20 protein-coding genes are annotated in these 24,169 nt (G+C 63.6%); 10 read left to right on the forward strand and 10 right to left on the reverse strand.

What is annotated here, in order from left to right; translation table 11 throughout:
- Positions 1 to 112: 112 nt before the first annotated feature.
- The 4 genes from U873_RS0126490 to U873_RS0126505 form a co-directional block, all read right to left on the reverse strand.
- Positions 113 to 508 (reverse strand): DUF1090 domain-containing protein, encoded by a 396-nt coding sequence (locus U873_RS0126490; protein ID WP_025131122.1) that lies wholly within the window; start codon positions 506 to 508, stop codon positions 113 to 115.
- A gap of 124 nt (positions 509 to 632) precedes the next feature.
- Positions 633 to 2,309 carry an NAD-dependent DNA ligase LigB gene (gene ligB, locus U873_RS0126495; RefSeq protein ID WP_025131123.1) on the reverse strand — a complete coding sequence of 559 codons (1,677 nt, stop codon included), beginning with the start codon at positions 2,307 to 2,309 and terminating at the stop codon, positions 633 to 635.
- 223 nt (positions 2,310 to 2,532) lie between these two features.
- Entirely contained in the window at positions 2,533 to 3,723 is a 1,191-nt protein-coding gene (metK, locus tag U873_RS0126500; RefSeq protein ID WP_025131124.1) for a methionine adenosyltransferase, read from the reverse strand.
- Positions 3,724 to 3,742: 19 nt separating this feature from the next.
- Entirely contained in the window at positions 3,743 to 4,738 is a 996-nt protein-coding gene (locus U873_RS0126505; RefSeq protein WP_025131125.1) for a metalloregulator ArsR/SmtB family transcription factor, read from the reverse strand.
- A 257-nt stretch (positions 4,739 to 4,995) separates the two neighbouring features.
- Here U873_RS0126505 and tkt point away from each other — a divergent pair, with 257 nt between their 5' ends.
- From tkt to fba, 6 genes are all read left to right on the forward strand, one after another.
- The gene (tkt, locus tag U873_RS0126510; protein ID WP_025131126.1) at positions 4,996 to 6,993 is read left to right on the forward strand and encodes a transketolase; all 1,998 of its coding nucleotides are present in this window, start codon (positions 4,996 to 4,998) and stop codon (positions 6,991 to 6,993) included.
- Positions 6,994 to 7,104: 111 nt separating this feature from the next.
- The gene (epd, locus tag U873_RS0126515; RefSeq protein WP_025131127.1) at positions 7,105 to 8,184 is read left to right on the forward strand and encodes an erythrose-4-phosphate dehydrogenase; all 1,080 of its coding nucleotides are present in this window, start codon (positions 7,105 to 7,107) and stop codon (positions 8,182 to 8,184) included.
- 17 nt (positions 8,185 to 8,201) lie between these two features.
- The gene (locus U873_RS0126520) at positions 8,202 to 9,365 is read left to right on the forward strand and encodes a phosphoglycerate kinase (protein WP_025131128.1); all 1,164 of its coding nucleotides are present in this window, start codon (positions 8,202 to 8,204) and stop codon (positions 9,363 to 9,365) included.
- Between the two features lie 32 nt (positions 9,366 to 9,397).
- The gene (locus U873_RS0126525) at positions 9,398 to 9,619 is read left to right on the forward strand and encodes a hypothetical protein (RefSeq protein ID WP_025131129.1); all 222 of its coding nucleotides are present in this window, start codon (positions 9,398 to 9,400) and stop codon (positions 9,617 to 9,619) included.
- Between the two features lie 60 nt (positions 9,620 to 9,679).
- The gene (locus U873_RS0126530) at positions 9,680 to 10,009 is read left to right on the forward strand and encodes an MliC family protein (protein WP_025131130.1); all 330 of its coding nucleotides are present in this window, start codon (positions 9,680 to 9,682) and stop codon (positions 10,007 to 10,009) included.
- A gap of 254 nt (positions 10,010 to 10,263) precedes the next feature.
- Complete coding sequence (gene fba / locus U873_RS0126535; RefSeq protein ID WP_003229012.1) at positions 10,264 to 11,328, forward strand: class II fructose-bisphosphate aldolase; 1,065 nt, start codon at positions 10,264 to 10,266, stop codon at positions 11,326 to 11,328.
- A gap of 309 nt (positions 11,329 to 11,637) precedes the next feature.
- On the opposite strand, the gene U873_RS0126540 is transcribed toward fba, so the two are convergent.
- Positions 11,638 to 12,309: a polysaccharide lyase family 7 protein gene (locus U873_RS0126540; protein WP_025131131.1), complete on the reverse strand. Its 672-nt coding sequence runs from the start codon at positions 12,307 to 12,309 to the stop codon at positions 11,638 to 11,640.
- Between the two features lie 319 nt (positions 12,310 to 12,628).
- On the opposite strand from U873_RS0126540, the gene U873_RS0126545 reads away from it, so the two are divergent.
- Genes U873_RS0126545 through U873_RS0126555 form a run of 3 tightly spaced genes read left to right on the forward strand, consistent with a single transcriptional unit; the run spans position 12,629 to position 15,627 of the window.
- A complete protein-coding gene (locus U873_RS0126545) occupies positions 12,629 to 14,752 on the forward strand; it encodes a bifunctional diguanylate cyclase/phosphodiesterase (RefSeq protein ID WP_025131132.1) in 2,124 nt (707 codons plus the stop codon).
- Between the two features lie 42 nt (positions 14,753 to 14,794).
- Complete coding sequence (locus U873_RS0126550) at positions 14,795 to 15,307, forward strand: M48 family metallopeptidase (protein WP_025131133.1); 513 nt, start codon at positions 14,795 to 14,797, stop codon at positions 15,305 to 15,307.
- Between the two features lie 23 nt (positions 15,308 to 15,330).
- Positions 15,331 to 15,627, forward strand: coding sequence for a helix-turn-helix domain-containing protein (locus U873_RS0126555; protein WP_025131134.1), 297 nt, complete (start codon positions 15,331 to 15,333; stop codon positions 15,625 to 15,627).
- Between the two features lie 3 nt (positions 15,628 to 15,630).
- On the opposite strand, the gene U873_RS0126560 is transcribed toward U873_RS0126555, so the two are convergent.
- The gene (locus U873_RS0126560; RefSeq protein ID WP_025131135.1) at positions 15,631 to 16,083 is read right to left on the reverse strand and encodes a GNAT family N-acetyltransferase; all 453 of its coding nucleotides are present in this window, start codon (positions 16,081 to 16,083) and stop codon (positions 15,631 to 15,633) included.
- A gap of 267 nt (positions 16,084 to 16,350) precedes the next feature.
- Here U873_RS0126560 and U873_RS0126565 point away from each other — a divergent pair, with 267 nt between their 5' ends.
- Positions 16,351 to 17,088: an ABC transporter substrate-binding protein gene (locus U873_RS0126565; protein ID WP_025131136.1), complete on the forward strand. Its 738-nt coding sequence runs from the start codon at positions 16,351 to 16,353 to the stop codon at positions 17,086 to 17,088.
- 101 nt (positions 17,089 to 17,189) lie between these two features.
- Here U873_RS0126565 and yccS read toward each other — a convergent pair whose 3' ends face one another.
- From yccS to mdtD, 4 genes are all read right to left on the reverse strand, one after another.
- A complete protein-coding gene (yccS, locus tag U873_RS0126570; protein ID WP_025131137.1) occupies positions 17,190 to 19,376 on the reverse strand; it encodes a YccS family putative transporter in 2,187 nt (728 codons plus the stop codon).
- Positions 19,377 to 19,719: 343 nt separating this feature from the next.
- Positions 19,720 to 20,898 (reverse strand): NAD(P)/FAD-dependent oxidoreductase, encoded by a 1,179-nt coding sequence (locus tag U873_RS0126575; protein ID WP_025131138.1) that lies wholly within the window; start codon positions 20,896 to 20,898, stop codon positions 19,720 to 19,722.
- Between the two features lie 146 nt (positions 20,899 to 21,044).
- Positions 21,045 to 22,382: an ATP-dependent RNA helicase DbpA gene (gene dbpA, locus U873_RS0126580; RefSeq protein WP_256245022.1), complete on the reverse strand. Its 1,338-nt coding sequence runs from the start codon at positions 22,380 to 22,382 to the stop codon at positions 21,045 to 21,047.
- A gap of 241 nt (positions 22,383 to 22,623) precedes the next feature.
- Positions 22,624 to 24,054: a multidrug transporter subunit MdtD gene (gene mdtD, locus U873_RS0126585; RefSeq protein ID WP_025131140.1), complete on the reverse strand. Its 1,431-nt coding sequence runs from the start codon at positions 24,052 to 24,054 to the stop codon at positions 22,624 to 22,626.
- Between the last annotated feature and the right edge of the window lie 115 nt (positions 24,055 to 24,169).

Raw genomic sequence — 24,169 nt, forward strand, 5'->3', positions numbered from 1 at the left:
ACAATCCTGCCGGGTGGGGCAAGCCTGGGTGTGCTTGCCTGTCCCGCAGGCCCGAACCTCCTCGCAGCGATTGACTTGAGCACTCCAGGTGGCGTGGCCGGGCCCTGTGGCTTTACTTGTCCAGTTCGTCCAGGGCTTGCTGCAGCTCCTTGCGCGATTCGGCGAGCTTGTCCTTGCGCTTGTTGATCTTCTCCGAGTCGCCCTTTTTCATGGCCTTTTCCAGGTCGGCCTGGCGCCGGCTGACTTCGTGCTTGGCCTCCAGCACCTTGTTTTCCCGCTCTTTTTTCAGTGAAGCGTCGGTGCAGTGGGCGGTGACTTCACTCAGGGCCCGTTCCAGGCCTTGCTGCTGAGCGCTGTTGCCATAGGCCTTGGCCTGTTCGATCTGGGTCATGATGGCCTGGCGCTTGGCGGCGCAGCCGGTCAACTGCGGGGCGGGTTCGGCAGCCAGCAGCGGTGCGCTCATGAGGCTGCACAGGGTCAGGGCGGTGAGCGTGGGAAAAAGCTTCATTGACGGCTCCAGGTGAAAAAGATCAAAAAATAACCAAATAAAAATACGCTGGGGTGCAGCGGGAATGGTCTCTTGGAGCCTATTCCCGCCTGGGTGGTTCAACAGTCGTCCCCAGGGTGACGGATTAAAAACCTTCGATTCCAGCGGTGTTCAGGGTGTCGCGCAAAGCCAGCACCTCTGGGGCGCGGAAAAATGCCGCCAATTGGGCAGCGCGTTCTGCGCCGATACCGGCCTCATTCTGCCAGTCCTGGCTGCTTCTTGGCGCGAGCGTTTGCCACGGCCCACTCAGGTCGGCAGCTCCGCTGGGCGGTAGCCCCAACGCTTTCAGCCAGCGTGTGAAGGGCTGCTGCCTGGCTTCGTGCAAGCTCCTGAGCAGGCGAGCGCTGCTGCGTTCGCCGAAGCCGGCAATGTTAGCAAGCTCTGCCTGATCGAGGGTCAGCCAATCCAGCAGGCCTTTGATACGGCCTGTTTCAATCAATCGAGCCCAGGTGTGCTCCCCGACATTCTGCATGTTCAATCCTTGCTTGCTGCTGAGCCAGGTCAGTCGCGCGAGGAACTGCCCTTCACAGCCGGGTGATGGCTGCCAGCAGCTCAGGGGGTGAAAGTCGGCCTGTGTCGGGGCCTGGATGGCCCGGCGTTGCGCGTGCCTGAACACCACGCTGTCCAGGCGGGGGATGGTCAGGCCGGCGAGGCTGATAGCCACCTGGTCACCGGGAATGATGTCCAGGGCCCGCCAGCGCTGCAGCGAGCCGACGCTGACGCGGCGGACCTGCCGGTCGTCCAGGGTGACCGGCTCGATCTCCAGCAGGGGCGTGATGCGCCCAGTGCGTCCGATGCGAAATCGCACCTGGCGCACGCTGGCGAGGGCCTGGGCGTAGGGGTATTTCCAGGCGGCTATCCAGTAGGGAGCCTTGGCCTGCCAGCGTTCGGCGGCGGGGCGCCGGCTTTGCCGCAGGATGATGCCGTCGCTGGCAAAGGGCAGGGGCGAACGGTACCAGTGTTGCCGCCAGCGATGGACGTCGGCGAAACGGGCGATGGCGTGGCTGAATTCACGGCCTTCGGCAAACCCCAGTCCTGCGAGCTGCTCCAGGCGTTCCTCCAGGTTGGCGGGGCCTTGAGGCCAGTCCCAGACAAACAGGCCGATCTGCTCGGCGTCCGCGCTCGCCATTGGCTTGCGAGCCATCCATCCGGCCACCCGGCTGCGGGCATTGAGGCTGCCGGAGCTGGCCTGCACGTGTTGCTCCAGGCGCTGATAGAGCTCTCCTTGCACAAGCAGGTCGATAGGCTGTGGCAGCTGTTTGGGAATAGCCGCGATCTGCCGTGCCGCGGCGCTCCAGTCCTGCCCCTGCAAACCGTCACCCCGGCTCAGTGCCTGATGGAAGCGGCCCTGCCGATAGATCAGGGTCACGGCGACACCGTCGACCTTGGGTTGTACCCAGACTTCCTCGCGATCCTTGAGCCAGAGCTGTACGGCATTGGCATCGGGGAGTTTCTCGACGCCCGTGTGGGCAACCGGATGGGCGATGCTGCCGCGGGCGCCGAGCAGGGGCTGGGCTGGCGCCCTAGGTATCTGTGGGAAGCATCGCTCGAGGCGGTTCAGGCGCAGGCGTGACTGATCGTAGATTTCGTCGGCCACCAATGACTCGCCATGCAGGTGATAGCGCGCATCCCAGTGCTGCAGCCGTTGCTGCAGGGCAGTGATTTCCTCGATGGCTTGCGGGGTGGGCCAGTCGGGGCAGCGGGCTTGGGCGTCCAGCGAGATGAGCAGCAGCATCAATAGCAGGTGGAGTCTTGGCAGCATGGGGAGCGTCCTTGCTCTGGGGGCATGCTGTAAAGGGTAGGGGCTGGAGGAGTGGGCGCGCGAAGGAGGTGTTTGCCAGGTATGTCCCCGGTGCGAAGGCGCCTTTCGCGACGGGCTGGCAGTGGCGCAACGCGGGCGTTCCGAGGGAATCGGGGGAAACCTTCGGCTACAAAAAAGCCCCGCCGGGGTTGCCGGCGGGGCTCTGGATGTGGCCAGGTTCTGCTTACAGGCCGGCAGCGGCGCGCAAGGCGTCGGCGCGGTCGGTTTTTTCCCAAGTGAAGGTGGTGAAAGTATCTTCGCCCACGGTCTTGGTTTGCGGAGCACGACCAAAGTGGCCGTAGGCAGCTGTTTCCTGGTACATCGGGTGCAGCAGGTCGAGCATGGTGGTGATCGCGTAAGGACGCAGGTCGAAGTGCTCGCGGACCAGCTTGACGATCTTGTCGTCGCTGATTTTGCCGGTGCCGAAGGTGTTCAGCGAGATCGAGGTCGGTTGGGCTACGCCGATGGCGTAGGAGACCTGGATCTCGCAGCGCTCGGCGAGGCCCGCGGCCACGATGTTCTTGGCCACGTAGCGGCCGGCGTAGGCGGCGGAACGGTCAACCTTGGATGGATCCTTGCCGGAGAACGCGCCACCGCCGTGGCGGGCCATGCCGCCGTAGCTGTCAACGATGATCTTGCGGCCGGTCAGGCCGCAGTCGCCCACCGGGCCGCCGATGATGAACTGGCCGGTCGGGTTGATGTGGAACTGGGTGTCCTTGTGCAGCAGCTCGGCTGGCAGCACGTGCTTGACGATCAGTTCCATCACGCCTTCGCGCAGGTCGGCGTAGGACACTTCCGGGTTGTGCTGGGTCGACAGCACGACTGCGTCGATGCCGACCACGATGCCGTTTTCATAGCGGCAGGTCACTTGCGACTTGGCGTCGGGGCGCAGCCATGGCAGCAGGCCCGATTTGCGGGCTTCGGCCTGGCGGTGCACCAACTGGTGGGAGAAGGCGATAGGTGCCGGCATCAGCTCGGTGGTTTCGTTGCTGGCGTAGCCGAACATCAAGCCCTGGTCGCCGGCGCCCTGGTCTTCCGGCTTGGCACGGTCCACACCCTGGTTGATGTCGGGGGACTGCTTGCCGATGATGTTCATCACGCCGCAAGTGGCGCCGTCGAAGCCGACGTCGGAGCTGGTGTAGCCGATTTCGCAGATCACATCGCGAACGATCTGTTCCAGGTCGACCCAGGCGCTGGTGGTGACTTCGCCGGCAACGATGGCAACGCCGGTCTTGACCAGGGTCTCGACCGCAACGCGGGCGTGCTTGTCCTGGGCAATGATGGCGTCCAGTACCGCATCGGAAATCTGGTCGGCGATTTTATCCGGATGCCCTTCAGACACGGACTCGGAGGTGAAAAGGGAGTATTCGCTCATCTCGACGGTTTCCTAAAATTTACCGATGGTGAGTGTCGCCAGCCGGTCGCTGAAAATGGCGAACCTGGATCTGGAAACCATTACGTAAGCCCACATAGAGGCTTTCCCCGGGAGTCAGTCCCGCAGCGGTGGCCCAACGGGCCAAATCATCTTGTTCGAACCCTAGCCAGAGATCGCCGCAAGCCTCTTTGGCCCAGCTCTGGTTGTGGCTGCACAAGTCTGTCACTAACAGGCTGCCGCCTGGTTGCAGCAGTTGGGCCATCTGCTTGAGGGCCTCGGCCGGTGCGGCGAAATGGTGCAGGACCATATTCAGTACCACGCAGTCGGCGTTGAGTTGCACACCGTCCAATGCATCGGCCAGTTTCAGACTGACGTTAGCCAGCGTTTCGCGCTCACACAGCTGGCGTGCCAGTTCAAGCATCGCCGGGCTGTTGTCCACCGCGGTTACCTGGGCAAAGCGCCGGGCCAGCTCGGGGAGAAATCCACCGTCGCCGGGCCCGACTTCAATCGCCGTGGCCGCAGGGTTGAAGCTCAGTTTGTCCAGCAGCGCGAGCACACTGTCGCGGTACTGGGGCAGTCCTGCGATCAGGTCCTGCTGGGCGCGGAACTTCTCCGCCACCCGGGAAAAAAAGTCCTGGCTGGCGGCAGCCCGTTGCCGGTGCACCAGGCCGATCCGCCCCTGGACTTCGATCGGCAGAGCCAATTGATCGACTTCATCGAGCAAGGCTGCATGCAGCTTGCCACCCAGCAGCTCGGTGTGGGGCAGGGCGCGGCGATAGAAAATCGCATTGCCTTCACGGCGGGTCGCCACCAGGCTGGCCTGGGCCAGGACTTTCAGGTGATGGCTCATGCCGGATTGGCCGATGGCGAAGATCTGTGCCAGCTCCAGCACGCCGAATGAATCGTTGCTCAGGGCGCGCAATACATTCAGCCGCAGTGGATCGCCACCGGCCTTGCACAGGGCAGCCAGTTCGTCGCAATCGTCATGGGCAAGGGTTGGTGCACGCAAGTTCATAAGGGCAGCAGTCTAGTGATGCAGGAAGGCCCCTGCAAGGCCAATATCAAAAAGTTTTGATATTGGTTGCCAGGCCTTCGTGGAGGCCTGTGTACCTCCAATCAACGAGCGACAGCGGGCGTTCACCAGTCGATTCAACCTCTATCTGTGGGAAAAACATGCCTGAGTGACTATCTGTCATTGCCCCGGCCTGGCGCCTGAGGGAAAATGCAGGCCTTTTTTCCGTTTCGTTTTATTCAATCCCCAGGAGATCAGCGATGCCAAGCCGTCGTGAGCGTGCCAACGCCATTCGTGCCCTCAGCATGGATGCCGTGCAAAAAGCCAACAGCGGCCATCCCGGTGCCCCCATGGGTATGGCGGATATCGCCGAAGTACTTTGGCGTGACTACCTGAAGCACAACCCGAGCAATCCATCCTTCGCCGACCGTGACCGCTTCGTGCTGTCCAACGGTCATGGCTCGATGCTGATCTACTCGCTGCTGCACCTGACCGGCTACGACCTGTCGATCGATGACCTGAAGAACTTCCGCCAGCTGCACAGCCGTACCCCGGGCCACCCGGAATTCGGCTACACCCCGGGCGTGGAGACCACCACCGGTCCGCTGGGCCAGGGCCTGGCCAATGCCGTGGGCTTCGCCCTGGCGGAAAAGGTCCTGGGTGCGCAGTTCAACCGCCCGGGTCACAACATCGTCGATCACCACACCTACGTGTTCCTGGGTGATGGCTGCATGATGGAAGGCATTTCCCACGAAGTCGCTTCCCTGGCCGGCACCCTGGGCCTGGGCAAGCTGATCGCCTTCTACGATGACAACGGCATTTCCATCGACGGCGAAGTCGAAGGCTGGTTCACCGACGACACGCCCAAGCGCTTCGAAGCCTACAACTGGCAGGTGATCCGCAACGTCGACGGCCACGATCCGGAAGAGATCAAGACCGCCATCGACACCGCGCGCAAGAGCCCGCTGCCGACCCTGATCTGCTGCAAGACCACCATCGGCTTCGGTTCGCCGAACAAGCAGGGCAAGGAAGACTGCCACGGCGCGCCACTGGGGGCCGAGGAAATCGCCCTGACCCGTGCCGCCCTGAAGTGGAACCACGGCCCGTTCGAAATCCCTGCCGACATCTATGCCGAGTGGGACGCCAAGGAAGCCGGTCGCGCGGCGGAAGCCGAGTGGGACCAGCGTTTCGCCGCCTACTCCGCAGCTTTTCCCGCTGAAGCCAACGAACTGGTGCGTCGCCTGAGCGGCGATCTGCCGGCAGACTTCGCCGAGAAGGCCAATGCCTACATCGCCGAAGTGGCGGCCAAGGGTGAAACCATTGCCAGCCGCAAGGCCAGCCAGAACACCCTGAATGCCTTCGGCCCGCTGCTGCCCGAGTTCCTCGGTGGCTCGGCGGACCTGGCCGGCTCCAACCTGACCCTGTGGAAAGGTTGCAAAGGCGTCAGCGCCGAAGATGCCAGCGGCAACTACATGTACTACGGCGTGCGTGAGTTCGGCATGACCGCGATCATGAACGGCGTGGCCCTGCACGGCGGCCTGGTGCCTTACGGCGCGACCTTCCTGATGTTCATGGAATACGCGCGCAACGCGGTGCGCATGTCGGCCCTGATGAAGCAGCGGGTGATCCACGTTTACACCCACGACTCCATCGGTCTGGGCGAAGACGGCCCGACTCACCAGCCGATCGAGCAACTGACCAGCCTGCGCACCACGCCAAACCTCGACACCTGGCGTCCAGCCGATGCCGTGGAATCGGCGGTGTCCTGGAAGCACGCCCTGGAGCGCAAGGACGGCCCTTCGGCGCTGATCTTCTCCCGGCAGAACCTGCAGCACCAAACCCGCGATGCCGGCCAGATTGCCGACATCAGCCGCGGTGGCTACGTGCTCAAGGACTGCGCGGGCGAGCCTGAGCTGATCCTGATCGCTACCGGTTCGGAAGTGGGCCTGGCGGTTCAGGCCTTCGACAAGCTGAGCGAGCAGGGCCGCAAGGTGCGCGTGGTTTCCATGCCGTGCACCAGCGTGTTCGACGCCCAGGATGCGGGTTACAAGCAATCGGTGCTGCCGTTGCAGGTCAGCGCGCGGATCGCTATCGAAGCCGCCCACGCCGATTTCTGGTTCAAGTACGTGGGCCTGGAAGGCCGCGTGATCGGCATGACGACCTACGGCGAGTCGGCGCCTGCGCCAGCCTTGTTCGAAGAGTTCGGCTTCACCCTGGAAAACATCCTGGGCCAGGCCGAAGAGCTGCTGGAAGACTAAAAAAGCACGCGGTGGCCTGGCCACCGCGATCCCCTGCAGGAATGGGTTCGCCGATTCCTGCAGCCGGGTGCGCATAACAAGTTTGTCTGCCTGTGCCTGATCGAGAACCCCATGCCTCAACCGCGTCCCTATAAAGTTGCACTCAACGGCTACGGCCGGATTGGTCGTTGCGTCTTGCGTGCTCTGTTCGAGCGAGGGGCTGCGGCCGGGTTCGAGATCGTCGCCATCAATGACCTGGCGGACATGGCCAGTGTGGAATACCTGACACGCTTCGACTCTACCCATGGCCGGTTTCCCGGTGAGGTGAAGGTCGATGGCGACTGTCTGCATATCAATGGCAATTGCGTGAAGGTGTTGCGCAGTGCCACCCCCGAAGGCATCGATTGGGCGTCCCTGGACGTCGATCTGGTGCTGGAATGCTCCGGTGCCTACCACACCCGCGAAGACGGCCAGCGTTTTCTCGACGCCGGCGCCCCGCGGGTGCTGTTCTCCCAGCCGATGGCCAGCGAGGCGGATGTCGACGCCACCATCGTCTACGGGGTGAACCAGGATTGCCTGACCGGTGCCGAGCGGCTGGTGTCGAGCGCGTCCTGCACCACCAACTGCGGTGTGCCGCTGCTGCGCCTGCTGGACCAGGCCATCGGCCTGGAATACATCTCGGTGACCACCATTCACTCGGCAATGAACGATCAGCCGGTAATCGATGCCTATCACCACGAGGACCTGCGCCGTACCCGTTCGGCGTTCCAGTCGGTGATCCCGGTGTCCACTGGTCTGGCCCGTGGCATCGAGCGCCTGTTGCCGGAACTTGCCGGGCGAATTCAGGCCAAAGCTGTGCGGGTGCCGACGGTCAACGTGTCCTGCCTCGACATCACGATGCAGACCGTGAGTGATACCGACGCCACCGAGGTCAACCGGATCCTGCGTGAGGCCGCCACCAGCGGCCCGCTCAAGGGCTTGCTGGCCTACACCGAGTTGCCTCATGCCAGCTGTGATTTCAATCACGATCCCCATTCGGCGATCGTCGATGCTAGCCAGACTCGTGTTTCCGGCCCTCGGCTGGTGAACATCCTGGCCTGGTTCGACAACGAATGGGGCTTTGCCAACCGAATGCTGGATGTTGCAGGCCACTACCTGCAAACAGCTGCTCCACTTTCTGTCTCTAAACTCTCTGCTTCTAAAGAACAGTAACCCAGGAATTGCGACCCATGACCGTGTTGAAGATGACCGACCTCGATCTGCAAGGTAAGCGCGTGCTGATCCGTGAAGACCTCAACGTCCCAGTCAAGGACGGTGTCGTCACCAGCGACGCGCGGATCCTGGCTTCGCTGCCGACCATCAAGCTGGCCCTGGAAAAAGGCGCGGCAGTGATGGTCTGCTCGCACCTGGGCCGTCCCACCGAAGGCGAGTTCTCGGCCGAGAACAGCCTCAAGCCGGTAGCCGACTACCTGAGCCGTGCCCTGGGCCGTGAAGTGCCGCTGGTGGCCGACTACCTGGGCGGCGTTGACGTCAAGGCCGGTGACCTCGTGCTGTTCGAGAACGTGCGCTTCAACAAGGGCGAGAAAAAGAACGCCGACGAACTGGCCCAGCAATACGCGGCCCTGTGCGACGTGTTTGTGATGGACGCCTTTGGCACCGCGCACCGCGCCGAAGGCTCGACCCACGGCGTCGCCAAGTTCGCCAAGGTGGCGGCTGCCGGCCCCCTGCTGGCCGCTGAACTGGATGCCCTGGGCAAGGCCCTGGGTGCCCCGGCCAAGCCGATGGCAGCCATCGTCGCCGGCTCCAAGGTGTCGACCAAGCTCGACGTGCTCAACAGCCTGAGCCAGATCTGCGACCAGTTGATCGTGGGCGGCGGCATTGCCAATACCTTCCTGGCGGCCGCGGGTCACCCGGTGGGCAAGTCGCTGTACGAGTCGGACCTGCTGGACACTGCCCGTGCCATCGCTGCCAAGGTCAGCGTGCCGCTGCCGGTGGACGTGGTCGTGGCCAAGGAGTTCGCCGAAAGCGCAGCAGCCACCGTCAAGCTGATCGCTGATGTGGCGGATGACGACATGATCCTCGACATCGGTCCGCAAACGGCCGCGCAGTTCGCCGAACTGCTGAAATCGTCCAAGACCATCCTCTGGAACGGTCCGGTGGGCGTGTTCGAGTTTGACCAGTTCGGCAATGGCACCAAAGTCCTGGCCCAGGCCATCGCCGATAGCGCCGCATTCTCCATCGCTGGCGGTGGCGACACCCTGGCCGCCATCGACAAGTATGGCGTGGCCCAGCAGATCTCCTACATTTCTACCGGTGGCGGTGCCTTCCTCGAGTTCGTCGAGGGCAAGGTCCTGCCGGCAGTTGAAGTCCTGGAAGCCCGGGCCAAGGCCTGAGGCCCGGATTGGCCGGGCAAAGGAGTGTTCTGATGGTCAAGACGTTGTCACTGTTGATCGCCGTGGCGTTGCTGGCGGGGTGTTCAAGCGCCCCTGAGGCAAAGCCTGAGGATGCCGCCGGCGAGCCGGAGAAGGGCTGTTACCAGGCGGACTGGCAGGCCGAGACGGCCCCGGTGATCAACAAGCGCCTGGGCCCCGAGGGGCTGGAGAAGTACGAGACACCGTCAAAGGCCAGGGAACAGGGTTGCCCATGACGGGTCAGATTGGATAACGCAACGTGCTGGGGCCCGCGGGCCGCCCGCCGAGGAACATCGATGAAAGGTTTGATCGCCGTGGCGATGCTGGGCTTGCTTGCAGGGTGCGCCAACCTCAACCTGCTCAAGTCGCCCACCACCGACAACTGGACCACCTGGGTCTGCGACAGCCAGGCACAAGTGCTCTGGCGTTACACCGACGACAGCCGCAAGGCCGTCGACGTGCGCCTGGGAGGCGACGATCAGGTGCGCCGCCTGAAGCTTGAACCCAGCGGTTCGGGTTCGCTGTACAGCGATGACATGCTGGCGTTTCACGTAAAGGGTGAGGAAGGCCTGGTGTACTGGGTCGCCACCAATGACTTGATCGGCCGCGGCTGCAAGGCGCAATGACGGCAGCCTGTGCCCGAACCTGATGCCTCCTCCAGGTGTCCGGCGCTTGCAGCACGGCCGTGTCAGCTGGAGGCGTGAAGCCAGGCCCTCGAATGCGATTGCGTTCATTCGCGGCCTGGGATTCACAGGACTGGAATACTGTTTTACCGAATCCGCAGAGCGGGCTGACCCCCGATCTGCAATCACTTGAATAGCAGCCGCCGCTCCGGCAGGCTTGCACGATTAACGACCCTCGACCGGGAGAGACACACACAATGGCACTCATCAGCATGCGCCAGATGCTGGACCACGCAGCCGAGTTCGGCTACGGCGTTCCAGCCTTCAACGTCAACAACCTTGAGCAGATGCGCGCCATCATGGAAGCCGCTGACAAGACTGACTCCCCGGTGATCGTTCAGGCGTCCGCCGGTGCGCGCAAGTACGCCGGTGCACCTTTCCTGCGTCACCTGATCCTGGCCGCCATCGAGGAGTTCCCGCATATCCCGGTGTGCATGCACCAGGACCACGGCACCAGCCCTGACGTTTGCCAGCGCTCCATCCAACTGGGTTTCTCCTCGGTCATGATGGACGGCTCCCTGGGCGAAGACGGCAAGACCCCGACCGATTACGAATACAACGTCCGCGTGACCCAGCAGACCGTGGCCATGGCTCACGCCTGCGGCGTGTCGGTTGAAGGCGAGCTGGGCTGCCTGGGTTCCCTGGAAACCGGCATGGCCGGTGAAGAAGACGGCATCGGAGCCGAAGGCGTGCTGGATCACAGCCAGATGCTGACCGACCCGGAAGAGGCCGCGGACTTCGTCAAGAAGACCCAGGTCGACGCCCTGGCCATCGCCATCGGCACCAGCCACGGCGCCTACAAGTTCACCAAGCCGCCTACCGGCGACGTGCTGGCGATCGACCGGATCAAAGAGATCCACAAGCGCATCCCCAACACTCACCTGGTGATGCATGGTTCCTCTTCGGTTCCGCAAGAGTGGCTGGCGATCATCAACCAGTACGGCGGTGACATCAAGGAAACCTACGGCGTGCCGGTTGAGGAAATCGTCGAAGGCATCAAGTACGGCGTGCGCAAGGTCAACATCGACACCGACCTGCGCCTGGCGTCCACCGGTGCCATGCGTCGCCTGATGGCCACCAACCCGAGCGAATTCGACCCGCGCAAGTTCTTCGGCGCCACCGTGACCGCCATGCGCGACGTGTGTATTGCCCGTTACGAAGCCTTCGGTACTGCAGGCAACGCTTCGAAGATCAAGCCGATCTCCCTGGAAGCGATGTTCCAGCGTTACCTCAAGGGTGAGCTGAACGCCAAGGTCAACTAAGCCTTTGCGCTGAACGAAAAAGCCCGCAGTGATGCGGGCTTTTTTGTGCCCGGAATTCCCGCCTCCGTAGCCGCCGGCAACCCGGCTCCCACAGGAGATCCAGGCGTTTATTGTAGGAGCTGGCTTGCCAGCGAAGAGGCCCTTTAGGCCTGCGCAGCGTTCAAGGACGCCTTCGCCGGCAACCCGGCTCCCACAGGGGATCCAGGCGTTTATTGTAGGAGCTGGCTTGCCAGCGAAGAGGCCCTTTCGGCCTGCGCAGCGTTCAAGGACGCCTTCGCCGGCAACCCGGCTCCTGCACGGGGAGGGGGTTTAGATTTTGTTGTGGTCGATGTCCAGCTTGCTGAAGGTCACCTTGCCGCCTTCGCTGGTGTAGCCGGTGTTGTCCTGCACATAGACCCCAGCCTTGAAATACAAGGGCTTGTCGCGCCAGGTGGCGCTCAGTTGGGTGTCCCACTGGTAGCCCGCCGCGCTGATGCCCAGGGCGCCGCCCGGACTGAGGTGGATCAGGTAGGAAAACTCCCGATCCATGGGCACGTTCTCGGCAATGGTGATGACCCGGCCTTCCTCGTCGTCCGGACGCAGGCGCACCTTGGCCACGATGTTGCCGCTGCCCTTGCTGGTCTTGTACTGGTACTCGACCTTCACCAGGGGCTTGGTGCTGTTGTAGGCGTGGATCTGGCCGATGACGATCTTGCCCGACGAGGGCACCTGGTTCACCGCGAGGGTGGCATACAGCAGGTTGTCGGCTTCGGGATAGGTCCAGTTGCGCAGCGTGCCGTTGGCGTAGGTCTCGCGCAGTTCGGTGCGCGGGTAGATGGCATTCTCGGTTTTCGAGCCGGTGACCGGCGACCAGAAGAACAGCGTGCCGGTGTCGGAGTGGAAGTACTGGTCCTTGAAGCCTTGGACCAGCCTCGGAGTGTCGATGGTGGTCGGTGGGCTACCGACAGGAACGCTGAGGTTCCAGGTTGCCAGGTCGATCATGGTGAAGATTCCGCAAGGAGCGGCCTGCAGCAGGCCGGTGAAGGCTTTGGTCTGAGCTTCTCAGGGCGTCTTTATAGCGCAGAAGCACGCCTGGGAAAGGTCCGTACGGCAGATAGTTGGCGCCGGCAAAATGTCGAAATGCCATCTTTCCCGGTTTTCCTGCTGCAAAAGTGTGACCGTTAGTCGGGAGTCGGGGCCATTGGCAGAGCGATGGCGTACTGACAGCTTCTGCTTTGCGGTATCCGGGTCTAGAGTGAAACCTCAGTTTTTGTCAGGTTTTCTCAACCGTTCGGTCTTATCTACAGACAAGAGAAGCAGCATGGAATGCGTGCAACCGGAGGCAGCCCAAGGTCACTCCACTCTTTTGATCGTCGATGACTATCCTGAAAATCTCCTAAGCATGCGCGCGTTGTTGCAGCGTCAGGATTGGCGGGTGATGACCGCTGCCTCCGGCGTGGAGGCCCTGGGCCTGTTGCTCGAGCATGAGGTGGACCTGGTGCTGCTGGACGTGCAGATGCCCGGCATGGACGGTTTCGAGGTCGCCCGGCTGATGCGTGGCAGCCAGCGCACCCGGTTGACCCCGATCATTTTCCTCACCGCCAACGAGCAGTCCCAGGACGCCGTGATCAAGGGCTATGCCAGTGGCGCGGTGGACTACCTGTTCAAGCCTTTCGACCCGCAGATCCTCAAGCCCAAGGTCCAGGCGCTGCTCGAGCATCAGCGCAATCGCCGGGCCCTGCAGCACCTCAGCCATGACCTGGAGGTGGCCAGGGCATTCAATGCCTCGGTATTGGACAACGCTGCCGAAGGCATCCTGGTGGTGGACGAGGGCGGTTACGTACGCTTTGCCAATCCGGCTGTTTCACGCCTGCTCAGTGCCCAGGTGAAGGAGCTGGAGGGCTCGCCCTTTCTCGACTACCTGCAAAAGCCCCATGTTCCCGACTGGAGCGATTCGCAGCTGTACGCCTGTTATCGCCGGGGTGAAACCTACCGCCTGCATGACGCTCTGCTGCGCACCGTCCCCGGCCAGCAGATCAGCGTGGCACTGTCCTGTGCGCCACTGCCCAGCGAGCAGAAGGCCATGGTGGTGACCCTGCTGGACATGTCTGAGGTGCGCCACTTGCACCAGCAGTTGGAGTACCAGGCCGTGACCGACCCGCTGACGGGGCTGCTCAACCGCCGGGGCTTTTACCAGACGGTGGAAAACATCCTGTTGCGCAGTGATCGCTCGGACAAGTCCCTGGTCCTGCTGTACCTGGATCTGGACGGCTTCAAGCGGGTCAACGATTCCCTGGGCCATGACGCCGGCGACCGGGTATTGCGCTGGGTCTCGGAGCAGTTGAAGGAGTGCCTGCATTCGTTCGACATTCTCGGGCGCATGGGCGGGGATGAGTTCACCGCCTTGCTGGAGCTGAGATTCCCCGAGCAGGCAGCGAAGATCGCCGAGAAACTGATCGAGCGCCTGTCCATCAACCAGCAGATCGATGGCCTGGAGGTGGTGCTGGGGGCGAGTATCGGCATCGCCATTTACCCCGACTGCGGCTCCAACCTGGATGGCCTGCTGCGGGCCGCGGACATTGCCATGTACGAGGCCAAGCGTGCCGGTCGACAGCAGTACCGCTACTACGATCACGAAATGAACGGACGCGCCCGCTCCCGGCTGATGCTCGAGGAAAGCGTGCGCAGCGCGGTGGAGCGCAAGGAATTCACCCTGGTGTATCAGCCCCAGGTGGCCATTGCCGATGGGCGCTTGCGCGGGTTCGAGGCGCTGCTGCGCTGGCGGCATCCGAGTGTTGGCGATGTGCCGCCGGGGTTGTTCCTGCCTTTGCTTGAAGAGGCCCGGCTGATCAGTCGGCTGGGCAGTTGGATCTATCAGCAGGGCGCCGCCCAGCGCAAGGAATGGGAGCAGGTGTTCAGCCCTGATCTGGTGCTCGGCATCAGCCTCAGTGCCACCCAGTTCAGCATGCCCAACCTGGCCTCGGAACTGCGTCAGGTTCTGATGCGCCATGGCTTGGAACCGCGCCAGCTGGAAGTCGAGGTGACCGAGGCGGCGTTGACCCAGAACCTGGATGACACCCGCAAACAGCTGCAGTTGTTGCATCAGTTGGGGGTGCGGGTGGCCCTGGACGATTTCGGTTCAGGCAGCTGTTGCCTGGCCTACCTGCGTGATTTGCAGCTGGACACCCTCAAGCTCGACCGGCACTTGATCGCCCGCTTGCTCACGTCACCGCGGGACGCCGCGATTGCTCGCAGCGTGATCGATCTGTGCAAGCAGTTCGGTTTGCTGGTGATCGCCGAGGGCGTGGAAACCCTCGAGCAATACCAATGGCTCAAGGCTTGCGGCTGTGAGTACGTGCAGGGTTTCCTGGTGGCCCGACCCTTGACCGTCAGCACCGCCAGCCAGTTCGTCCAGCCGTTCGACTGGAGCGCGCTGCAGGCTTGAATTCGCTACACTGGCGACCTTTGCATCTTGCGTTGTTCCCCCATGACTGCACTCAAATACCTCCAGGCCTATCCCGCTGCCTTGCAAGAGCAAGTGCGCCAGCTGATTGTCGAGGGGCGTCTGGGCGACTACCTGAGCCAGCGTTATCCGGCCAAGCATGGGGTGCAGAGTGACAAGGCGCTGTACAGCTATGCCCTGGAACTGAAGCAGGAATACCTGCGCAACGCACCGCCCATCGACAAGGTGCTGTTCGACAACCGCCTGGACCTGACCCATCGCGCCCTGGGCCTGCACACCTCGGTGTCCCGGGTGCAGGGGGGCAAGCTCAAGGCCAAGAAGGAGATTCGCATCGCCTCGCTGTTCAAGGAAGCGGCGCCGGAATTCCTGCGGATGATCGTGGTGCACGAGTTGGCGCACTTCAAGGAATCCGATCACAACAAGGCGTTCTACAAGCTCTGCGAGCACATGCTGCCGGGCTATCACCAGTTGGAATTCGACCTGCGGGTCTACCTGACCTGGCGCGACCTGCCAGCCAGGGTAGAGGTGTCGGGTTGATCCTTAGCGACCAGGAGTAGGCGATGGATGTGAGCAAGACCAAGAGCAGTTTCTACCGCCGGCTGTATGTGGCGTACCTGATCGACAGCGGTCTGGCCAGTAGCGTGCCGGCGCTGACCGAACTCACCGGCATGCCCCGGCGTACAGCCCAGGACACCATCGCCGCTCTGGCGGACCTGGACATCCACTGTGAGTTCGAGCAACAGGACGGCGCCCGCAATCATGCCGGTTGCTACCGGATTCACGATTGGGGCGCGATCGACAAGGCCTGGATCGAGCCGCACCTGCCGCAGATCAAGGCCGTGCTGGGTTATCCCTGAGGTTCAGGCGCGGCGCATGCCGATATGCGGGATGTCGTCTTCCAGGTATTCATCACTGGCGACATTGAACCCGTAGCCGGCGTAGTACCCCTGCAGGTGCGCCTGGGCCGAAAGGTAGATCGGGGTATCGGGCCAGTGCCGTTGCGCCTGTTTCAGCGCCTGCTCCATCAAGCTGTGGCCCAGGCCTTGGCCCCGGGCCTGGGCAGCGGTCACGACGCGACCTATCACCACGTCGCCGCCCTGGGAGATCGGGTCCAGCAGGCGCAGGTAGGCCACCAGGCTGTCGCCGTCCCAGGCCATCAGGTGGCAGGTGTCGCCTTCAAGGTCGCGTCCATCGACTTCCTGGTAGGGGCATTTCTGTTCCACGACAAAGACTTCGGTGCGCAGTTGCAAGATCGCGTACAGCTGTTCCTTGGCCAGGTCGGTGTGGTGTTTGCAGACCCATTCGATGGTCATCTTCATATCCTGTGAAAAGTGCTGCGCGAAATAGTAAGCAGATCGGCGCAGTATGTCTTGTCGAGTGTGCCCGGGAGCTTGTTTCTGTGAGTTGGGTCAAAATGCCACTATTGTGTTTCCTGACGCTTGTCTTCTTTGTGTAATCTGCTTTCAGGTTCTGTGCATGAGCTAATGTTAGGACCTGGGTCGACCTGCCGAGTCAGGGCCGGGCCCCTGGAGTGTGGGCTGGAACGCGCCGGGCCCTGTGCCCGCTAAGGATCTTTTAGCATGCTGCGATTGCATCGAGCTTTGGCCTTGATCGGATTGCTGTTGCTGAGTCAGGGCGCTTCTGCAGAGAAGCTGCGGCTGGTTGCCGATGTCTGGCCCCCCTTTACCGACGCGACTCTGGTCAATGGCGGTGTGGCCACCGACATTGTCAGCACGGCCCTGGCCCGTGCCGGCTACTCCAGCGAATTCGAACAGGTGCCCTGGGCCCGGGCCCTGCTGGGCATTGGCGAGGGGCGCTACGACGTTCTGGTGAATGCCTGGTACAACGACGAGCGCACCCAGTTGGGGCAGTTCTCTTCGGAGTACATGGTCAACCGGGTGCGCTTCATCAAGCGCAAGGATGCGGTTCTGGAATACAGCAACCTCAAGCAGCTGCATCAGTACCCGATCGCCGTGGTGCGCGGGTATGCCTACTCATCGCAATTCGACAACGACCCTGATCTGCAGAAAGTGCCGGTGCACAACTTCGCCATGGCCGTGCGCATGCTGGCAGCGGACCGGGTCAAGCTGACCCTGGAAGACGAATACGTAGCCCGCTATTACCTGGCCCGGGAATCACCGCGGGTGCGCAATGCCGTGGAGTTCCTGCCCAAGCCCCTGAGCGAGAACAGCCTGCACATCCTGGTCAGCCTGAAGAACCCCGAGCACGCACAGATCGTGGCCAGGTTCGACAAGGAAATTGCCGCCATGAAAGCCGACGGCAGCTACGACCGCCTGCTGCGCCAGCACGGCATGTAACCGGGCAGTGGGCTTGTGTAGGAGCTGGCTTGCCAGCGAAGAGGCCCGCGGATTTCCCGCAGCTCCCGCGGCCCCTTTCGCCGGCAAGCCGGCTCCTACGGTTATTCAGCGCTGCTGGTGTCCTTGATCAGGTGCGCTGCCAGGGTCCGCAACGGGCCCAGCTGGCGGCAAATCAGCGCCAACTGGGTCTGCACCAGGCGCTGGCCTTCGTCGATCTCGTCGGGCATCTGTTCCAGTTCATTGGCCAGCGCTTCCTCGGCGTCGCTCTGAAGGGCGATTGGGGTCTTGTTGGCCAGGCCCTGGGCAATCTCGTCGATGCTCGCCGTCAGGCTGGCCCCGGCGCCCTCGATCAAGTGTTCGCGAACTTCGTCCGGCAGCCGGGTTTCCCGGTGCGCGCCCAGGCCCGAGAGGTAGCTGAGCAGGGTGTGGGACAGCACCAGGAAGCGAAAGCCCACGTCCGCTTCCTTACGGAAATGCCCCGGTTCCATGAGCATGTTGGCCAGGGTGGTGGACAGCGCTGCGTCGGCGTTGTGGGCGTTGCGCCGGGCCAGGCGGTAGGCCAGGTCATCGCTCTTGCCGGCGGCGTACTGCTGCATGATCTGGCGCAGGTAGATGCTGTTGCAGGTCAGGGTGTTGGCCAGCACCTTGTTCAGGCGCCGGCCCTGCCAGTCCGGCAGGAACAGGAACACCGCCAGGCCGGCGATCAGGCTGCCCAGCAGGGTATCGAACAGCCGGGGCAGGAACAGCCCGTAGCCATCGCCCACCTGGTTGAAGCAGAACAGCACCATCAGGGTGATGGCGGCGGTGGCCAGGGTGTAGCGAGTGGTGCGGTTGGTAAAGAACACTACCCCGGCGGCAATGGCGAACAACGATTGCACCAGCGGGCTGGGGAACAGGTCGAACAGCGCCCAGGCGATGGTCAGGCCGATGGCGGTGCCGACGATCCGCTGGCCCAGCTTGCGGCGGGTGGCGCCGTAGTTGGGCTGACAGACGAACAGCGTGGTGAGGATGATCCAGTAGCCCTGGGACGGGTGGATCAGGTGCACCATGCCGTAGCCGATGCTCAGGGCCAGGGGCAGGCGCAGGGCATGGCGGAACAGCAGTGAAGTCGGCGTCATCTGGGTGCGCAGGCGCACCCAGACATCCTTCAGGTTGCGCGGCGAGCGGTCCAGCAGGCTGCTGTCGGTGGCATCGGCCAGGGCATCGGGGTTGCTGGCATCGCTGAGCAGGCGGTCGAGGGTGCCGAGGTTGGCGGCCAGGGCCCGCAGCGAACGCAACAGGCCGCGCCAGGCCGGGTTGCTCTGGATCCGCAGGTGCTCCAGGGACGCATGCAGATCGCCCAGGGCCTCGGCGAAGCCGGCGTCATAGACGAAGGGCTGGCGCAACTGGATGGATTCACCCAGGGCACGGCAGGCCTTGCCCTGTTGGCGCAGCAGGCGCTGGCAGCGAAACAGCACGTCGCTGTGGAAGAAGGCGTCAGTCAGGGCGTTGTAGGGGTAGTGGGACGAACTGGCTCGCTCGTGGATGTCCTGGGCGAGGAAATACAGCTTCAGGTAGCGGCTGACCTTCGACCCCGGACGGCCGTTGCCGACCCGGTGCAGGATGATCTCCTTGGCCGCGTTGAGGGCCGCCACCACCTTGCCGTTCTGTCGGGCTAGCTCCAGGCGCTGGGCTTCCACATCCAGCTGGCGGATAGGCTCGAACAGCGACGACTTGAGCTTGAGATAGAAACCCAGTTCACGGAACAGCCGGGCCAGGCTCTGCTGCACCGGCTGGTTGGAGAACAGTGCCTGCCACAGCACCGAGAGCAGGCCGTACCAGGCGGCACCTGCCACCAGCAACAGCGGCTCATGCCAGAAATCGATCACCGCGCCGCCGCGCTGGTCGACGCCGATCATGGTGTAGACCGACAGAATCAGGGTTGCCGAAGCGATGGCTCCGTAGCGTTCCCCGAGGGCGCCGAGCATGGTCAGGCCGAAGCTGGCCAGGGCCAGGGCGATGGCGAAGATCCAGGGGTAGGGGAACAGCAGTTCCACCGACAGTGCGGCGATGCTGAAGCACACCAGGGTCACTGCCAGGGCATTCAGGCGGCCTTGCCAGCTGTCGTCGGTTTCCGCCAGGGCGCTGGCGATGATGCCCAGGAACAGGGGGATCAGCAGGGCCATTTCATCCTGGTACCAGCACAGCGCCATGCTGCCGGTCAGGGCGATGAACACCCGCACGCTGTAGCTGAATTTGTCCAGTGCCCAGAGACGGCGCAGGGATTGGCGAAAAGAGGTCGATGACATGAAGTGGGTAAGGCCTTCCGGGGCGATGCAGCTAAATTGAGCCAGTATTGACGACGGCGCAATGCCGCCGTCACATCCTTGAGCAAAATCTGTTCCTCTTTGCGAGGTTCGATCTGGGGTGTGAGCGCTGGGGCGGAGCCTGAGAGGCGGGCAGGTTGGGCGATGGGGCTGCTTGTGAGGCAGCTCGTGGGACAGTGGTACTGGACTGGGCCCGGCTACGCGGGCCCGCGGGAGCAAGCGCCCAGGCCAGACAAACCACAGCAACCATGGACGCTACACGAGCAGGAATTCCAGGAGCGGCGGTTGCGGCAGCCAGCAGGCCTGCCGCAGGTGTTCGGGAGGATCAGGCGTACTGCGCGGCCGCGTAGCCCGAGGCCCAGGCCCACTGGAAGTTGAAACCGCCCAGGTGGCCGGTGACGTCCAGTACTTCGCCAATGAAATACAGCCCCGGGCTTTTCAGTGATTCCATGGTCTTGGACGACACTTCGCGGGTGTCGACGCCGCCCAGGGTCACCTCGGCGGTGCGGTAGCCTTCGGTGCCTGCCGGCACCAGTTGCCAGTTGCCGAGCTTGCCGGCCACCTCCGCCAGCTCCGCCGGGGTGTACTGCTTCATCGGCTTGGAGACGAACCAGTGATCCGCCAGCAGGCCGGCCATCTTCTTGGTGAAGATCTCCCCCAACAGGGTCTTGAGCTCGCTGTTGGGGCGCTCCGCCTGCTGCTGTTGCAGCCAGCCCAGGGCGTCGTGGTCCGGCAGCAGGTTGATCTCGACGGCGTCGCCGGGCTGCCAGTAGGAGGAAATCTGCAGGATCGCCGGGCCGCTGAGGCCGCGGTGGGTGAACAGCAGGTTCTCGCGAAAGCTCTGGTCGTTGCAGCTCACCAGGCAATCCACCGAGGTGCCCGACAGCTCGCCGCACAGCTCCTTGAGCTGGTCGGTGATGGTGAAGGGCACCAGGCCGGCGCGGGTCGGCAGCAGTTGGTGGCCGAACTGTTTGGCCACCTGATAGCCGAAGCCGGTGGCGCCCAGGGTCGGGATCGACAGGCCGCCGGTGGCGATCACCAGGGACTGGCACTGCACCGGCCCCAGGGTGGTTTGCAGCAGGTAGCCCGACTCCAGTTTCTCGATCTGCTGGATCGAGGTGTCCAGGTGCAGCTCCACGCCCACCTGGTCGCACTCGTCCAGGAGCATGCCGAGGATGTCGCTGGACTTGTTGTCGCAGAACAGCTGGCCGAGCTTTTTCTCGTGGTAGGGCACGCCGTGCTTGGCCACCAGGCCGATGAAGTCCCACTGGGTGTAGCGCGCCAGGGCCGATTTGCAGAAGTGCGGGTTCTGCGAGAGAAAGTTGGCCGGCTCGGTGTACATGTTGGTGAAGTTGCAGCGGCCGCCGCCGGACATCAGGATTTTCTTCCCGGCCTTGTTGGCGTGGTCCAGCAGCAGCACCTGGCGTCCCCGGCCAGCCGCGGTCAGGGCGCACATCAAACCTGCGGCGCCAGCGCCAATGATCACGACTTCGGTAGAGCGCAAAACGGTGTCCTCTCACAAAACTCACGACAGGCGCCTGCCGTAGGAGCTGGCTTGCCAGCGAAGGCCGCGCCGCGGTCCGTGGCGCGGACCGGGTTATGGGTGTTTGGCGGCGCCTGGAGCGCCGCCCGAGCGCTGCTGGCGCGGGGTCAGAGAATCCGCACGCGCAGCGAACGGCCCTTGATCTTGCCGCTGTTGAGGCGCTGCAGGGCCTGCTTGGCGATGCTGCGGTCCACGGCCACGTAGGCCTGGAAGTCGAAGATCGCGATCTTGCCGACCTGGGTGCCGGGAATGCCGGCTTCGCCGGTCAGGGCGCCGAGGATGTCTCCTGGACGCACTTTGTCCTTGCGCCCGGCGCCAATGCACAGGGTGCTCATGGCCGGTAGCAGCGGGCCGCCGCCCTGGCTTTTCAGGCTGTCGATCTGTTCCCAGTTCAGCGGGGCTTTCTGCAGTTGCTCGATGGCCTGGGCGCGGTGAGCTTCGGACGGCGATACCAGGCTGATGGCCACGCCTTTCTCGCCGGCACGACCGGTACGGCCGACGCGGTGGATGTGGATTTCCGAGTCCCGTGCCAGTTCGACGTTGATCACCATGTCCAGGGCGTCGATGTCCAGGCCGCGGGCGGCGACGTCAGTGGCCACCAGCACCGAGGTGCTGCGGTTGGCGAACATCGCCAGCACCTGGTCGCGGTCGCGCTGTTCCAGGTCACCGTGCAGGCCCACGGCGGACATGCCCTTGGCGGTCAGGTGGTCGACGGTTTCCTGTACCTGCTGCTTGGTGAAGCAGAAGGCCACGCAGGACTGAGGGCGGAAGTGGTTGAGCACCTTGACCACCGCGTCCATGCGTTCTTCCGGGGAAATTTCGTAGAAGCGCTGTTCGATCTGGCTGTCGGCGTGCAGGGCTTCGGCCTTGACCTGCTGCGGATCGCGCATGAACTTCGACGCCAATTGCTTGATGCCCACCGGGTAGGTGGCGGAGAACAGCAGGGTCTGCCGACGCTCCGGGGTGTAGGCGATGATTTCCTCGATCGGGTCGTAGAAGCCCATGTCGAGCATGCGGTCGGCTTCGTCGAGTACCAGGGTGTTGAGGCCGTCGAGTTTCAGCGAGCCCTTGCGCAGGTGCTGGGAGATGCGTCCCGGGGTGCCGACGATAATGTGCGCACCGTGCTCCAGGGAGGCGATCTGCGGGCCGAAGGACACGCCGCCGCACAGGGTCAGGACCTTGATGTTGTCTTCGGCGCGGGCCAGCCGGCGCACTTCCTTGGCCACCTGGTCGGCCAGCTCGCGGGTTGGGCAGATCACCAGGGCCTGGCAGCCGAAGTAGCGCGGGTTGATCGGGTTCAGCAGGCCGATGCCGAAGGCCGCGGTCTTGCCGCTGCCGGTCTTGGCCTGGGCGATCAGGTCCATGCCCTTGAGGATCACCGGCAAGCTCTGCGCCTGGATCGGCGTCATCTGGGCATAACCGAGGGAGTCGAGGTTAGCCAGCATGGCGGGAGACAGGGGCAAAGTATTAAAAGCGGTGGCGATGGTGGTCACGGGACTGGCCTGCAAAACAAAATGTCGCGCAGTGTATCAGTCCCGCTGCCACAACCTGCAAATTCTGGACGAGCAGCCGCGCAGGGGCGGTTCCGGGTAGGAACTGGCTTGCCAGCGAAGGCGGCCGCGAGGTTGGCGCGGGGCTCGGGGCCTCTTCGCCGGCAAGCCGGCTCCTACGGAGGGGATGTGCGGGTCAATGCTCGATGTGCTGCTCCTCGAGCTTGCGTGCGCGGCGGCCATCGGTGGGCGACAGCTGGAGGAAGATCGCCGCCGCCAGCATCGCCATGATGCCCACGGTGAGGAAGGTCAGTTGGAAGGCGCCGAGCACGGTGTCCACGCCATCGTTGCCGACTTCGGCGGTAAAGCCGCCCAGCAGCGCACCGGCGCAGGCCACCCCGAGGCTCAGGGACAGTTGCGCCACCACCGACAGCAGGCTGTTGCCGCTGCTGGCGGCGGCATCGTCGAGGTCGATCAGGGTCACGGTGTTCATGGCCGTGAACTGCAGCGAGTTGATCGCCCCCAGCACCGCCAGCATGCCCAGCAGCAGCGGGTAGGGCGTCTGTTCGCTGACCAGGCCCATGCTGGCCAGCATGATGCCCAGGGCCAGGGTGTTGCCGGTGAGCACGATGCGGTAACCCAGGCGTTCGATCAGCGGGCGGGCAATGGACTTGGCCAGCATCGCCGCGGCCGCCAGGGGCAGCATGCTCATCCCGGCCTGGGACGGTGAGTAGCCCAGGGCGACTTGCAGCAGCAGCGGCACCAGGAATGGCAGGGCACCACTGCCCAGGCGGGCGAACAGGTTGCCGAGGATGCCCACGGCGAAGGTCCGCACCTTGAACAGCGACGGGGCGAACAGCGGGTTGTCGATATGCCCGGCCCGCAGCCAATAGGCCGCCAGGCAGGCCAGCCCGCCAAACAGCAGCAGCATCACCCGCAGGTGGGGCAGGTGCAGCTCGCCGAGGCCCTCCATGGCGATGGTGATCAGTACCATCGCCGCGCCGAACAGCAGGAAGCCCAGGCCATCGAAGCGCGTGCGCTCGCTGCCCCGCAGGTCGGGGATGAAGCGCCATACCGCGTAGCAGCCGAGGGCGCCCACCGGCAGGTTGATCAGGAAGATCCAGTGCCAGGTCAGGTACTGCACCATCCAGCCGCCCATGGTCGGGCCGATCAGTGGCCCCAGCAGGCCGGGAATGGTGATGAAGCCCATGATCCGCACCAGTTCCGAGCGCGGGTAGGCCCGCAGCACCACCAGCCGTCCCACCGGCAGCATCAGCGCGCCGCCCAGGCCCTGGATCACCCGGGCGCCAATCAGTTGGGTCAGGGTGTTGGACAAGGCGCAGAGCAGGGAGCCGATGCTGAACAGCAGGATGGCGCCGAAGAAGATCTTCTTGGTGCCAAAGCGATCGGCGATCCAGCCCGAAGCGGGAATCAGCAGGGCCACGGTGAGCATGTAGGCGATGATCACCCCCTGCATGCGCAGCGGGTTTTCCGCCAGGTCCTGGGCCATGGCCGGCAGCGCCGTATTGAGGATGGTGCCGTCCAGGGACTGCATGAAGAAGGCGATGGCCACCACCCAGGGCAGCCAGCGGGCGGTGGTAGCGTCGAGAGGCGGGCGTGCGGGCATGGGACCTCGATGTCAGTTCAGGTAGGAGCCGGCTTGCCGGCGAAGGACGCGCTGCATTCGGGCCGGGGCGTTGCATCGTTCGCTGGCAAGCCAGCTCCTACAGCTTTGCGGGCAG

The sequence above is a fragment of the Pseudomonas sp. PH1b genome (assembly GCF_000633395.1).
In the GTDB taxonomy this organism is placed as follows: domain Bacteria; phylum Pseudomonadota; class Gammaproteobacteria; order Pseudomonadales; family Pseudomonadaceae; genus Aquipseudomonas.